This is a genomic window from Pseudomonas sp. LBUM1652 (genome assembly GCF_059716105.1).
Genome location: NZ_CP166804.1, coordinates 3,421,007 through 3,435,049 on the forward strand (window position 1 = coordinate 3,421,007; position 14,043 = coordinate 3,435,049).

Genomic DNA, 14,043 nt, shown 5'->3' on the forward strand with positions numbered 1-14,043 from the left:
TCTAATTACACGACACAGTTGACTACCATTTGAATTGCACACCTAAAGTGGCACCCATTGGCATTTCAATATTTTTACCACTCATATACTCAATTTCCGCGTGCGCCTGCCAGCGTTCCGAAAGATTAATCGCGATGCCCGCCCCGACCTCAGCCCTTGAGCCAGAAAGGTTGTTATTGAACACATTATTGTTGACTTCGACTTTATTGTTTGATGAAAACTCATGGGCGAACGCTCCGCGAACATAAGGTTGTAACTTCGTCCCACCCTTCAACTGCACATCACGCCCAGCGGTCACCCCGACCTTGCCAAGCAAAGAGCGGGTGAGATCACCTTCAGCCTGCAATCCATTGTCCAGCTTGTAATCTTTACCTTGAATACCTACGGCGGACCATTGAGTAAAAGGTTCGATGAAATAACCTTCTTCCAGTTTGATATGTCGACCCACTTCCACAGAACCACCGATCCCCGTGTTGTCGTAATCGCCTTTGGATCGATTGCCGTCAGTCATACCGACCTTGGCATCGTTCTGGAACCGATTGAGTTTAAGCACGCTGTCAACATAGTAGCCACTTACGTCATCCATCCACGTCAGATATGTGCCCACGTAGTAACTTTTAATCGTGCCGGACGTGCCACGATGCAGATTCAGATCTGATGAACTATGGCCAGCCATCACACCCAATAGCCATTGCCCGTCACCCAGATGCAGAGGAGCATCGGCACCGAGCGTAAAACCTTGCTGGGTTTGTCGATATCCATCACCAAAAGCATCGTTGACGTTGTACTTGTTGCCATAAGCTCTGAGCCACACGCCTGATTTGTCCGGATTGAATCGAAGTTCGCCCATACGACTGCGCAACGACGTCAATTCGCCGTACCAAACAGTGGGAGCCGTATTGAACAGTGCCGTCACTGCACGTGTGGAAGGACTTATCGTGCGAGTCTCAGGGTCAAGAAACCAGTCGTTGCCGGTTCCGCCCTGTTTCAGTCCATAGGAATATGCCCCCAGATCGACTTGGCCCTCAGCATTGGCCAACGAAAATCGGGCATCTCCGCTTTCGGTGTGGACAACCTGAATTGGCTCGCCGCTGGCTGGTTCGGTGCCGGTGCTGGCAATCAGCAATTGATGGTCACCGGTGGCCGTACCGGTGACATTCAGAAAATCTGTCTGGTTTGTCGTGAAGTTGGTTCCCATCTCAAACAAACCGCTGCCGGACAGATTTTGAACGTTCAACTGGAAGTATTCGTTATCAGCCCCCAGTTTCACCGTGCCACCGCTCAACACCAAGTCACCAACCTGGCTGGTACCTGTCAGATTCCATCTGGAGGTGGCATCAATGCCAACTGTGGCAACATTACTCATTACACCACTTAATTGCGAACCTTGCTGAAGCGAGATAGTTGCTGTGCTGCCGGTATCTGCGCTCACATCTCCAATGAGCGAAGCCTGGGTAAAGCTCAATGTTGCGCGGCTGTTGTCCGACACTTGGAGATTGCCTGTCAGATCACTGCGTTCGACGTTAAACACAGCGTCGCTCGAGCCCTTCACGTCCAAAATTGTTCCATTGCTACTGGTCAGTGTTGATCCATTGAGTACATCAATTCGAGAAACCGGCACCGCATTACCAGCATTGTCAACAACGATGGCAGAGCCGTTTCTGCCTTCGACACTCGATTGATCCAGTCGCAATTGACTGGCCGTTAATTCCGTCCCCTCCAGGCCCAATGTCACGCCGCTTTGCGCGCCGACAATGTGTGAGCCGTTTACCGCGGACGCAGTCCCGCTGAGCAAAGTGAGGCCATTGCTGCCCGCCCCCGTGCCCTCCAGCGTCGAATTGTCTAACTCAAGCGTGCTGAAAGCCGTTACGCGCGCACCGCCGGTTACACCAGTGACATTGCTATCCGATAGCGCTGCACTCGACCCCGTAGTTGAGCCAACCAAATGCGCCACCTGCAAACCTAACCGATTACCACTGATGGTACTGCCACTGATAGACGCAGTGCTGTTGGTCAGTTCAAGACCCGCGCGTGCGTTGCCTCCCACGACGGTAGTGTTGACGAGATTGACTGTCGACCCCTGGTTAACAGAGATCTGTTGGGTCTGCGCACCATCAGCGTTCAACGTTGATTGAAACGCGGTGATACCGAGTGTTTGAGCTCCATCGACATTCAAAGTGGCGTTTTGAGAAAGCGTCCAGCCCTCCACGTTGGAGCCACTCGTAATCGTTTGGGTGCCGCCCACCAATGTTCCGGCGTTAGCGGTCTGAGACATCAACAATGAAAAAAGACACACCGAGGACCCATCCGCCCACCTTCTCGCCATCATCGTTCGGGAGAGATTTTTTTTTGTCCACATAATAGAGTTTTCCGCTTTTTTCGCTCTTGGAGAAACGAGGAAGTGAAATGGGTGAGCGACCATATGTCGCTCATTAACGCCGGCACACTACAACTAAGCGTAACCCTGGTATGTAGGAATAATCCGAGACTCAACAGGGAAGTCTTACCTACTGCAATGGGAAAAATACCGGGAGAGCGTGCTCCCCCGGTAAATACTCAGTCAGATTTAATTGGTTGCCGTTCCTTCACAGTAGTTTCCGCTATCGTTCAGCAAGGAAACCTCATTAAAGAAGTCCAACGACGGTGTCGGCACACCAGAAATGGTGACCTCATACCAGATCTTGATATATCCATTCGGAAGACCGGAGCTGTTTGGCGGTTGAATGGGCTTCAACTTCGTCAAATATGGCTGGATAGTTTCTATAAACACACCACCTGTTTCAGCGCCGGTAATAGTGTAAGACTTGCTGAACTCTGTACCTGGAATTACTCTGAGGCCTTGTGAGTCCACAGTGCCTACCGATTTTAATGTTACGGACGTGCCTGTCGGCATATGAGTCGGATCAATCGGAACTGTCACTGGCAACTCATAAGCGGGGCGAGTCAAGTACCGGCATGATACCAACAAGTTATACAATCGAACTGATGGCGGGGGCAGCGTAACCCGAACATTGTCAATAATCACCTCAGTATCAGGTGACTTCATTACATTGCGTCCACCCGTTTCTTCAATCGTCCAGTAAGCGATTTTTGTACCTGGGCCCGCTGCGTCAATAACATCAGGAAGCATCGAAAAGGTTATTGGTGTTGTTGAACCGGCAGTCAGCAACTGGGTATCTACAGCATTGCCATTGAACCAGAGTTTTGCAGTTTCGTCCCCTAGTGGCACCCATACTACGGGAGCAGTAATCATTGGTGTGCTGATGTCCGCATTTTTACCTCGGTCATCCGCAGTAATATGATTAGGTGTTTTAGAATCCCCTAGAACGGTGACCTTCGTCATATTTGGGTTTTCCCTACTAGGGAAGACCGGATTGACAGGGCCTCGGTAGGTAAAGTCCAGAGCGGAATCCGTATCGACTGAGTCAATCAACGGTTCAAGGCCACGTGAAAACTTGTAATTGGCGGTAATCGGAACTTCCGCTGTAGCGTTGCCCCAAAGCGCCAACAATCTACTGGTAGTAATCTGGAACTGAAGTGTTCTTGGCGCTGTGCCCAAGGGTTGAGTGCCCAGTGAGATCGGCAATGTACCATTGGTGACCGATGTGGTAATGCGGTCATTCTCATTACCATTGGTGGTATACGGCACATTCACAAAAACAGGACCTTCAATATCTTCAAGGTCGATGACGTCCGGCGAAATGCCCTTGGGAATTACACAAGGAATCAAAGAAGGGGGCGGAAGGCGCCGAACATTAAACGATCCGGAAAGAGCGGGAGCACTTTCATTACCCACTACATCGCGCAATACGTACCAGATAAAGTAAAGTGAATCGAGTTTTGGAAGTTGGGCTTGTGGAATATTCACAGTGGCCGAGGTCAGCGGCTGACTATGGACAGCTGTACCCGCCCCATAATTTGTGTCGATATAGACAAAAATATGATCATCAGAGCGATAATTCTCATAGCTAATATTGACACTCAAAGAAAGTTGCGAGTTATTCTTTAGCCACTCATCATCAATCAATCTGGGCGCTGGCAAGTTCAAGAAGGTAAATGCCTCCGGCTTGTACTTAGTACCGGAAGCTTTATCCTCTTCAGGCGCAGTGCGATCAATCTCCGCCGTCACCCATCCGGTATCGTCCGGATTGCCATCTATACCTCTGAAATGCGTAAACTGAAATTGATAAGTTGTCGAAATCTTCGTCACATCATCATCAACAAGCCCTGCTGTAGGTACCGGGATGTCTAAAAATTCAGGGCGAGTGGCTATAGGCCCAAAAGCATCAGAGTCAACTATCGTTTCAGTCCCGGACGGTCCTTTGCGCTGCCAAAGTTCCCATTCATCGTTATCATGAGGAAGCGTAATTGTTTTAGTGTCGAATCTGACAATCATCGGTCCTGGGTCTAGAATCGATTTTGGAATCAGATTGTCTACAATCTGCCCCACAATGACGGGTGGATCAGCGAGAATACCTACGTTAACGGTGGACGTACGCAACGCCAAACGAGAATTCGCTGACACTTCTTGGGCTGTTAGTTTCTTTCCTTTACCGATTTTCTCTTGGATAGTCATCTTTTTTCTCCGAATAAAACATCCAAGCCAAATCAATCCCGGCATGTTACGAAGTTTGACGAAACGGCATAAAAAGTACGTCAACACTCTCACCGGGCGACTGGCTACCTGTTTATGAAACACAACGGCACCGCAAAACGCAGGAAAACTTCAAACTTCTTCATATCCCAACGGGAATCCACCGCAGGGAATGGGTTCACCATTGGTAGTTCGATCTATCTTCACATATTCTTTAAAAGACCTTGCAAACGGCACACCATTTCTAACTATCGTGTATTGCGCCGCCCCCGAGTGCTTGTTAAACATCGGCCTTACATAGGGCTCAAAAGGTATCTCAAAGAAAAACCCATCTCTCGCGTCCGTTAAACTCAATGTTTTGGTTAACCGAAACAACTGGGTTAGCGGGGGCGGTTCGATGTTGAGATTCGGGAAGCCCTGCCACTCAAGGACAAACTCGTCAAACTCTCGAAAAACGAGTTCCGCCGAAATTTTTAATCTGATGCACTCCCAAACAGGCGGACTGTCTGGATATTCAGGAGTACATCCAATATATCCCGATATATTTGCGTCCGGAAAGCCGGGCGCCTTAAGAGTTGGTGCCAAAGCGTGATCAATTGTCAGCTTCTTTATAGGAGAAGGATCATCGTTCCCATCATAGCCTTCAAGGATATAATAGATAAAAGCGACCCCATCCTCCCTCATTTGTTGGGGCGTCAATGGAAAAGTAAACTCTGGCTGGTCATCTACTTCGGTGTATGTCTCGGTATATATTTCCTTCTCAACATTGTTCTGTTTCCAGAAGATATGAAGGATCGAAAACCGTCCGGGTCGATCAGGGAAACGATCCCACCTGGGAACTCTGATGATCGTCCCGTTAATCAGTTGCTCCAAAGGTACACGGCCTTCCGAATCGCTCTCGCTTACACCGTCAATTTTCAAACCTGCAGCGGTGACGTGTTCATTAGGCTCTGGCATCGCGGATTCTCGCTCTGTGAGGTGGTCTCAGCGCATATTCTTGTTGAATGACGCTTTCAGATATTGAGCGCCGATTCACTCCAACTGCCTACTGTCATATCTGACAGGTAATGCGACCGTCTGTCGGGAGTTAGAGGGAATTCTGCGCGAGAGTGGGTTGACGGGAGTGAGGTTTATCGTGTCTTCTGAAACCGGTTTCAGGCGTTTCCTACAAAAATAAGGTCAATCCCTTGAACGATTTCTCTGCCGCCCAACGCAGCCGCGTCACCATGCTAGATGTCGCCGAACGCGCCGGTGTTTCCAAGGCCAGCGTGTCGCGCTTCATCGGCGATGACCGCGCCCTGCTCTCCGACGCCATTGCCTTGCGCATCGAGCAAGCGATCAGCGCACTCGGCTATCGCCCGAACCAGATGGCCCGTGGCCTTAAACGCGGTCGCACTCGCCTGATCGGCATGCTGGTGGCCGATATCCGTAACCCTTATTCGATTGCCGTGATGCACGGGGTGGAAACCGCCTGCCGTGCGCACGGCTACAGCCTGGTGGTGTGCAACACCGACCGCGATGACGAACAGGAACGCCAGCACCTGGCGCTGCTGCGCTCGTACAACATCGAAGGGCTGATCGTTAACACCCTCGGCCATCACCGTGACGAACTGCATGAACTGCATCGCGAAATGCCGCTGGTGCTGGTGGACCGCAAAGTCGACGGACTCGACAGCGACATGGTCGGGCTGAACAACCCGCAGGCAGTGGAGATGGCCCTCGCCCATCTTGAACAGCGCGGTTATCGCGATGTGTTGCTGGTGACCGAGCCCTATGACGGGACCAGTTCGCGGATCGAGCGGGTCAGCAGTTTTCAGGCACAGATTGCGCAGCGCTCCGGGTTGACTGGCGCGGTACTGGAGACCGGCGATGAGCTGGCGGCTGGTCTGCAAAATTTTCTAAACAAACCTGCAAATGGGCCAAAGGCACTGTTCTGCGCCAATGGCGTGGCGGCGCTGACCAGCACTCGCGCATTGCGTGAGATCGGCTGTCGGCTGTTCGAGGATGTCGGGCTGATTGCCCTGGATGATCTGGATTGGTATCCGTTGGTGGGCAGCGGGATTACCGCGCTTGCCCAGCCGACGGAGGCGATTGGTGCGCGGGCGTTTGAGTGTTTGCTCAAGCGCTTGCGTGGGGATGCTGGCGAGGCGCGGGTGCTGGATTTTGCGCCTGTGTTGGTTGAACGCGGTTCGACCCTCGGGAATTTGCGGTGAATTGGCCGGCGCTCTTCGCGAGCAAGCTCGCGAAGAGGACCGAAAGAAGAGCACATCACTCACTGATATTTTTTTGAACAAAAATGAAACCGGTTTCAGAGGTAAAAAACAATGAATAAACCTGCCGTTTCCATCAGCCTGTCCAGCTACGGCGCCGAGCTTGTGCGTCAACGCGGGCAAGACTTTTTTATTGACGTGCTAGCCGCTGCCGGTGCCGATCGCATCGAGTGGCGCGAGGAATTGCTGACCCGTGAAGTGCCCGCGCAATTGAGTGCTGCCACCGCCGCGCTTGGACTGCAAAGCATCTATTCCTCACCGACCGAACTGTGGCTCGCCGGCCAGGCACAACCCAATCCCGAGTTGATCAGCGCCCTGCAGCACGCCGAAGCGTTCGGTTCGAAGTGGCTGAAAGTCTCCCTCGGCTACTTCACCGACAACTGTGATCTGTCAGTCCTCAAGCAACGGCTCAATAACAGCCCAGTGCAATTGCTGGTGGAGAACGACCAGACCCTGCACGGCGGGCGGATCGAACCTTTTCAGCGTTTCTTCACCGCCGTCGAACAGCACAACCTGCCAATCAAGATGACCTTCGACATCGGCAATTGGCAGTGGCAAGACCAGTCCGCCACCAGCGCCGCACGCCTGCTCGGTCGCCACGTCGGCTACGTGCACTGCAAAGCCGTGGCCCGGCGTGCCGACGGCAAACTGGTTGCGGTGCCACCTGCTGTCAGCGATTTGCATCTGTGGGAACAACTCTTGCGGCACATGGCCCAAGGCGTTATGCGCGCGGCCGAGTATCCGTTGCAGGGTGATGATCTGGTCGAGTTGACCACTGCGCACGTCGCCGCCCTCGCCCGCCTTGGCCAATCCCGTCTGGAGCCTGCCCATGTCTGAGATCGATATTTTGTCGTTTGGCGAAACCATGGCGATGCTGGTGGCCGAGCAATGCGGTGATCTGGCGGCGGTCGAGCACTTTCATAAGCGCATTGCCGGCGCCGACAGCAACGTTGCGATCGGCCTTTCGCGGCTCGGCTTCAATGTGGCCTGGCTGAGCCGGGTGGGTGCCGATTCGCTGGGTCGCTTCGTGGTCGAGACACTGGCCAAAGAAGGTCTCGATTGCAGCCATGTCGATGTCGACACAGCGCACCCCACCGGTTTCCAGTTCAAGTCGCGCACCGACGATGGCAGTGATCCACAAGTCGAATATTTCCGTCGCGGCTCGGCGGCCAGTCATCTGTCACCACGCTCAATCACCGAAAGCCTGCTGAGCGCCCGGCATCTTCATGCCACGGGCATTCCGCCAGCGCTGTCGGCGTCAGCGCGGGAAATGTCGTTCGAGCTGATGAGCCGCATGCGCAATGCCGGGCGCAGCGTGTCGTTCGACCCCAATCTGCGCCCGAGCCTGTGGGCCGGCGAACGCGAAATGATTACTGAGATCAACCGCCTCGCGGCCCTCGCCCATTGGGTGTTGCCGGGGTTGAGCGAAGGTCGCTTGCTCACCGGTTTTGAAGATCCGGCGGACATTGCCGCGTTTTATCTCGATCAAGGCGCCGAAGCGGTGGCGATCAAACTTGGCCCACAGGGTGCCTATTACCGCACGCATCTGGATCAGGGCTTTGTCGCCGGGGTGCCAGTGGCCCATGTCGTCGACACGGTGGGTGCCGGTGACGGCTTTGCGGTGGGGATGATCAGTGCCCTGCTCGAACACCAGAGTTTTGCCGAGGCGGTGCAGCGTGCGAACTGGATTGGCAGTCGGGCGGTGCAGAGTCGCGGGGATATGGAGGGTTTGCCGACCCGCCTGGAGTTATCGGTTGAATTTGAGTCTGCCTTCGCGAGCAGGCTCGCTCCCACGTTTGAAATGCATTCCCTTGTGGGAGCGAGCCTGCTCGCGAAGAGGCCAGCCTAGTCAGCGAAAAATTTGAACCTGCTGCGACAAAAACAACAAGCTCAGGAGCAACACCATGAAAACCGCAACCCTCGCCGCCCGCCGCTGGTGGTACATCATGCCGATCGTGTTTATCACCTACAGCCTGGCGTATCTCGATCGCGCCAACTACGGCTTCGCCGCCGCCTCCGGCATGGCCGAAGATTTGATGATCACCCCGGGCCTGTCTTCATTGCTCGGTGCGCTGTTCTTCCTCGGCTACTTTTTCTTCCAGGTGCCGGGGGCGATCTACGCGCAAAAGCACAGCGTGAAGAAACTGATTTTTGTCAGCCTGATCCTCTGGGGCGGGCTCGCCACGTTGACCGGCGTGGTCTCCAACGCCTATTGGCTGATCGTCATCCGTTTCATGCTCGGCGTGGTCGAAGCCGCCGTGATGCCGGCGATGCTGGTCTATCTGTGCCACTGGTTCACCCGTGCCGAACGCTCGCGGGCCAACACCTTCCTGATCCTCGGTAATCCGGTGACGATGCTGTGGATGTCGGTGGTCTCGGGTTATCTGGTGCAGCATTTCAGCTGGCGCTGGATGTTCATCATCGAAGGTCTGCCGGCGGTGCTCTGGGCGTTTATCTGGTGGCGTCTGGCCGATGATCGTCCAGCCCAGGCCAAGTGGCTAAACGACCAGGAAAAGCAGGACCTGGAAAGCGCTCTGGCCGCCGAGCAGGTCGGGATCAAAGCGGTGAAGAACTACGCCGAGGCGTTCCGTTCGCCGAAGGTGATCATCCTGGCGTTGCAGTTCTTCTGCTGGAGCATTGGCGTTTACGGCTTTGTGCTGTGGCTGCCGTCGATCCTCAAGGCCGGCGCGCAAATGGACATGATCGAGGCCGGCTGGCTGTCGGCGCTGCCGTATCTGGCGGCGGTGATTGGCATGCTCCTCGTGTCGTGGGGCTCGGACAAACTGCAAAAACGCAAACGCTTCGTCTGGCCACCGCTGCTGATCGCCTCGATTGCGTTTTACGGCTCCTACGCACTGGGCGCGGAACATTTCTGGTGGTCGTACACGTTGCTGGTGATTGCCGGTGCCTGCATGTACGCGCCCTACGGGCCGTTCTTCGCGATCGTGCCGGAGATTCTCCCGGCCAACGTCGCCGGCGGCGCGATGGCGCTGATCAACAGCATGGGCGCACTCGGTTCGTTCGGCGGTTCATATCTGGTGGGTTACCTGAACAGCTCCACCGGTTCGCCCGGTTCCTCGTACCTGCTGATGAGCGGCGCGTTGCTGCTGTCGGTGGTGCTGACGATTTTTCTCAAGCCCGGCGCCAGTGATCGCGTCGTCGCCAAAGCCGTCGCCACGCGTCCCGTGCCGGCTCATTCCTGAAGAGATTTTTGCCATGAAAAAACAGGTCGTGCTGTACAAGAAACTCTCGCCCGCGCTGATGGCGCGCCTGCAAGAACAGTTTGACGTGACGCTGATCGAAAGCCTCGACGCCCAAGGCCTGATGCAACTGCGCGATGCCCTGCCCCGCGCCCACGGTTTGCTCGGTGCCAGTTTGAAACTCGACGCCGCTTTGCTGGATCTGGCACCGCAACTGGAGGCCATTGCCAGCGTGTCAGTGGGCGTCGACAACTACGACATCGACTACCTGACCCACCGCAAGATCCTGCTGACCAACACCCCCGACGTACTCACCGAAACCACGGCCGACACCGGTTTCGCGCTGATCCTCGCCGCCGCCCGGCGTGTGGTGGAACTGGCCAACATGGTGCGCAGCGGCCAGTGGCACCGCAACATCGGCCCGGCGCATTTCGGTACCGATGTGCATGGCAAGACGCTAGGGATTATCGGCATGGGCCGGATTGGCGAGGCGCTGGCGCAGCGCGGGCATTTCGGCTTCGGCATGCCGGTGATTTACCACAGCCAGTCGCGCAAACCGGCGGTCGAAGATCGATTTGATGCGCAATATCGAAGCCTTGAAGAGCTGTTGCAGCAGGCCGATTTCATTTGCCTGACCTTGCCACTGACGGCACAGACTGAAGGCCTGATCGGCGCCGAGCAGTTTGCGTTGATGCGCCCGGAAAGCATCTTCATCAACATCTCGCGGGGCAAGGTGGTGGACGAGGCGGCGATGATCGATGCGCTGCGTCACAACCGGATTCGCGCGGCGGGGCTGGATGTGTTCGAGCGTGAGCCGTTGAATCATGACTCGCCGTTGTTGCAGCTCAACAATGTGGTGGCGACGCCGCATATGGGGTCGGCGACGCATGAAACGCGCGAGGCGATGGCGCGCTGTGCGGTGGAGAATCTGCTGGCGGCTTTGGCTGGGGAGAAGCCTTTGAATCTGGTGAACCGGGATGCCTGGCTGGGTTGAGATCTCCTGTGCCTAACGGGCCTCATCGCTGGCAAGTCAGCGATGAGGCCTGTGCGGGCAGTTCAAGATTGTCAGGCACTGCGCGCCTGCAACAGCTGCGCCGCACACAACGCAATCCGCGCACAGGCATCTGCCAGTTTCACCCGATCCACCACCAACCCGATGCGAATATGCCCCGCCGCACTCGGCCCGAACGCTTCACCGGCCAGCACCGAAACGCCATAACCTTCCAGCAATCGTTCGGCAAACGCCTGGGCACCGAGCCCGGTCTGGCGCACATCGACCATCACGAACATCCCGCCATCCGGGCGGATCGGCTGCAACCCCGGGCAACCGCGCAAGCGCTCGCACACCAGATCCCGCCGTAGGCGATATTCCTCGCGCATCTGCGTCACTTCCGGCAAATCGCTTTCCAGCGCCACCTGCGCCGCTTTCTGCACAAAGTCCGGCAGCCCGAACAACATGCTCAATGACAGATTGACCAGATGTTCGGCCAAGGATTTTGGCCCGATCATCCAGCCGATACGCCAGCCGGTCATCGCATGGGATTTCGACAGGCTGTTGATCGTTGCCGTCCGCTCGGCCATGCCGGGCAGACTAGCCGGGCTGATGTGCTCGCCTTCATAAAGCAGCTCGCTATAGACCTCGTCGCTGATCAGCCACAAGTCGTGGTGAATGCACAACGCCGCCAGTTCCTGCCAGATCAGCAGCGACAGGCTCGCGCCGCAGGGATTGTTCGGACTGTTAAGCAGCATGGCGCGGGTTTTCGGGGTGATGCGTGCGGCGACATCCGTGGGATCGACACGGAAGCCGTTTTCCGGACGCACCGGCACTGGCACCACGGTCGCACCGCAAGCGCCGAACACGCCTTCGTAGGTGACGTACATCGGCTCGGCGACGATCACTTCGTCGCCCGGATCCAGCAGGCATTGCGCCACTGAATACACCGCGCATTGTGCGCCGGGCATGACAATCACATGGTCGGCGTCGACCACCTGGCCACTGCGTCGGCGATGGCGAGCGGCAATCAACTGGCGCAGGGCCAAGCGACCGCGCACGTCGGAATAATGTGTATCGCCCGCCAGCAGGCTGTCGATGGCGCCGTGGACAATCGGCAGTGGTGTGTCGAAATCAGGATCACCCACGCTCAGCAGCAGAATATCGACACCCTCGGCGCGTAACTCCAGCGCTCGGTCATGAATCTGCCAGGCCGCTGCTCCCTCGCCGGCGATTCGTTGGGTCAAGGCTGAATAGCGCATGTACGTCTCCTGATTGCGCAGTCTCCAGCCTTCACCCTATCTCAAATCACGAAACGCGCCACCATGGCATTCAAGTCGACCGCCAGACGCGACAGTTCGTGGGTTGCTGCGCTGGTCTGGTTGGCGCCTGCTGCCGATTGCGTGGCCAGATCGCGAATGTTCACCAGGTTGCGGTCGACTTCGCGAGACACCTGCGCCTGCTCTTCGGAAGCGCTGGCGATGACCAGGTTGCGTTCGTTGATCTGGTGGATCGACTGGGTGATCTGTTCCAGCGCCACGCCAGCGGCGCGGGCCATTTCCAGGGTGGATTGGGTGCGCTGGTTGCTTTGCTGCATCGAGGAAACCGCTTCACCGGTGCCGTTCTGGATGCCGGCGACCATTTTCTCAATCTCTTGCGTCGACTGCGCGGTGCGATGGGCCAGTGCCCGCACCTCATCAGCCACCACGGCAAAACCACGTCCGGCCTCACCGGCACGGGCCGCTTCAATGGCGGCGTTGAGCGCCAGCAGGTTGGTCTGTTCGGCGATGGCGCGGATAACGTCGAGCACCTTGCCGATGTCACGACCTTGCGTGGCAAGACCTTCGATCATTTGCGCGGTGTTCTGCACGTCGTGGGTCATGGTCTGAATCGCGTCGACGGTTTTCACCACTTGATCGCGGCCTTCACGGGCGGCGTGGGTCGACTGATTGGAGGCTTCGGAGGTCGACACGGCGTTACGCGCCACTTCTTCCACGGCAGCGGTCATCTCGTTGACGGCAGTGGCAGCTTGTTCGATTTCATTGTTCTGCTGTTGCAGGCCACGGGACGCTTCTTCTGTCACCGCGCTGAGCTCTTCGGCGGCGGCGCCCAGTTGCGTGGCGGAACCGGCGATCTGCTCGATGGTTTTGCGCAGGTTGGTCTGCATCGCCGCGAGGGCTTCGAGTAGGCGCGCCGGTTCGTCCTTGCCGTCGACTTCGATGAGTTTGGTCAGGTTGCCGTCGGCAATGGTCCGCGCAGCCTCGACGGCGCGGTTCAGCGGCGTGACGATGCTGCGAGTCAGCAAGAGCGCCAGCAACACGGTGGCCAGCGCAGCAACCACGGCGACGATGACGATACCGGTGATGGCGCTGTCGTAATGTTCGCCAGCCTTATTGGAAGCAGTTTTCGCATCGGCAGCGTTGATCGCGATGAGCTTGTTGAGTTGCTCACCCATCTGGTCGGTGCCGTCCTTGATCCGCGTGTTGATCAGGGTACGCATCTCGTCAACTTTGTCCTGACGCGACAGCTCCAGCATCTGGTTTTGCGCTTGCAGGTAGTTGTCCAGCGTCGTCGCGAACGTCTGGTAAATCGCGCGTTCTTCCGGGCCGGCCGGCAGCGCGGCGTACTTGGCCTGGCCGCTGCGAACCTTGTCCACCAGAACGCCGATGCGGGTTTGTGCTTCTTGCAGGGCGGCCGGGTCGCGGTTCACCAGAACCCGGAACGACAGGATGCGCAGACGCAGGACGTTTTCCGTGACGATGGCAAGCTGGGTCACGCTGGGTAACTGCGTCGAGTCCATCTCGACTGACGCCTGACGGATGATCGTCATGCGGTTCACGGCGAACACGCCGAGCACGACTACCAGCAGGGCAATAAAGGCAAAACCGAGGAAGGCACGGGGCGCGATATTCAGGTTACGCAAGGACATAGTTGGACTCTCGGAAGATAGAAACTACGAGCGTCCATGCCGTGATCACTGACCCGTGG

At 56.3% G+C, this 14,043-nt stretch carries 10 protein-coding genes; 5 read left to right on the forward strand and 5 right to left on the reverse strand.

The window, feature by feature from the left end:
• Positions 1 to 22: 22 nt before the first annotated feature.
• The 3 genes from ACA069_RS15390 to ACA069_RS15400 form a co-directional block, all read right to left on the reverse strand.
• Positions 23 to 2,422: an autotransporter outer membrane beta-barrel domain-containing protein gene (locus ACA069_RS15390; RefSeq protein ID WP_497614125.1), complete on the reverse strand. Its 2,400-nt coding sequence runs from the start codon at positions 2,420 to 2,422 to the stop codon at positions 23 to 25.
• A gap of 144 nt (positions 2,423 to 2,566) precedes the next feature.
• The gene (locus ACA069_RS15395) at positions 2,567 to 4,576 is read right to left on the reverse strand and encodes a hypothetical protein (protein ID WP_497614127.1); all 2,010 of its coding nucleotides are present in this window, start codon (positions 4,574 to 4,576) and stop codon (positions 2,567 to 2,569) included.
• Between the two features lie 150 nt (positions 4,577 to 4,726).
• Positions 4,727 to 5,551: a hypothetical protein gene (locus ACA069_RS15400; RefSeq protein WP_489879534.1), complete on the reverse strand. Its 825-nt coding sequence runs from the start codon at positions 5,549 to 5,551 to the stop codon at positions 4,727 to 4,729.
• Positions 5,552 to 5,781: 230 nt separating this feature from the next.
• Between ACA069_RS15400 and ACA069_RS15405 the strand changes: the two genes are divergently transcribed.
• From ACA069_RS15405 to ACA069_RS15425, 5 genes are all read left to right on the forward strand, one after another.
• Positions 5,782 to 6,807, forward strand: coding sequence for a LacI family DNA-binding transcriptional regulator (locus tag ACA069_RS15405; RefSeq protein ID WP_489879533.1), 1,026 nt, complete (start codon positions 5,782 to 5,784; stop codon positions 6,805 to 6,807).
• Positions 6,808 to 6,918: 111 nt separating this feature from the next.
• Complete coding sequence (locus tag ACA069_RS15410) at positions 6,919 to 7,701, forward strand: sugar phosphate isomerase/epimerase family protein (protein ID WP_497614129.1); 783 nt, start codon at positions 6,919 to 6,921, stop codon at positions 7,699 to 7,701.
• Positions 7,694 to 8,713, forward strand: coding sequence for a sugar kinase (locus ACA069_RS15415; protein WP_497614131.1), 1,020 nt, complete (start codon positions 7,694 to 7,696; stop codon positions 8,711 to 8,713). Before ACA069_RS15410 ends, ACA069_RS15415 begins: the two co-directional genes overlap by 8 nt.
• Positions 8,714 to 8,768: 55 nt before the next feature.
• Positions 8,769 to 10,067 carry an MFS transporter gene (locus ACA069_RS15420; RefSeq protein WP_401263923.1) on the forward strand — a complete coding sequence of 433 codons (1,299 nt, stop codon included), beginning with the start codon at positions 8,769 to 8,771 and terminating at the stop codon, positions 10,065 to 10,067.
• A gap of 13 nt (positions 10,068 to 10,080) precedes the next feature.
• A complete protein-coding gene (locus tag ACA069_RS15425; RefSeq protein WP_497614133.1) occupies positions 10,081 to 11,058 on the forward strand; it encodes a 2-hydroxyacid dehydrogenase in 978 nt (325 codons plus the stop codon).
• Between the two features lie 71 nt (positions 11,059 to 11,129).
• On the opposite strand, the gene ACA069_RS15430 is transcribed toward ACA069_RS15425, so the two are convergent.
• Positions 11,130 to 12,317 carry a pyridoxal phosphate-dependent aminotransferase gene (locus tag ACA069_RS15430; protein ID WP_401263919.1) on the reverse strand — a complete coding sequence of 396 codons (1,188 nt, stop codon included), beginning with the start codon at positions 12,315 to 12,317 and terminating at the stop codon, positions 11,130 to 11,132.
• A gap of 41 nt (positions 12,318 to 12,358) precedes the next feature.
• A complete protein-coding gene (locus tag ACA069_RS15435; protein WP_187679895.1) occupies positions 12,359 to 13,984 on the reverse strand; it encodes a methyl-accepting chemotaxis protein in 1,626 nt (541 codons plus the stop codon).
• Positions 13,985 to 14,043 lie beyond the last annotated feature (59 nt).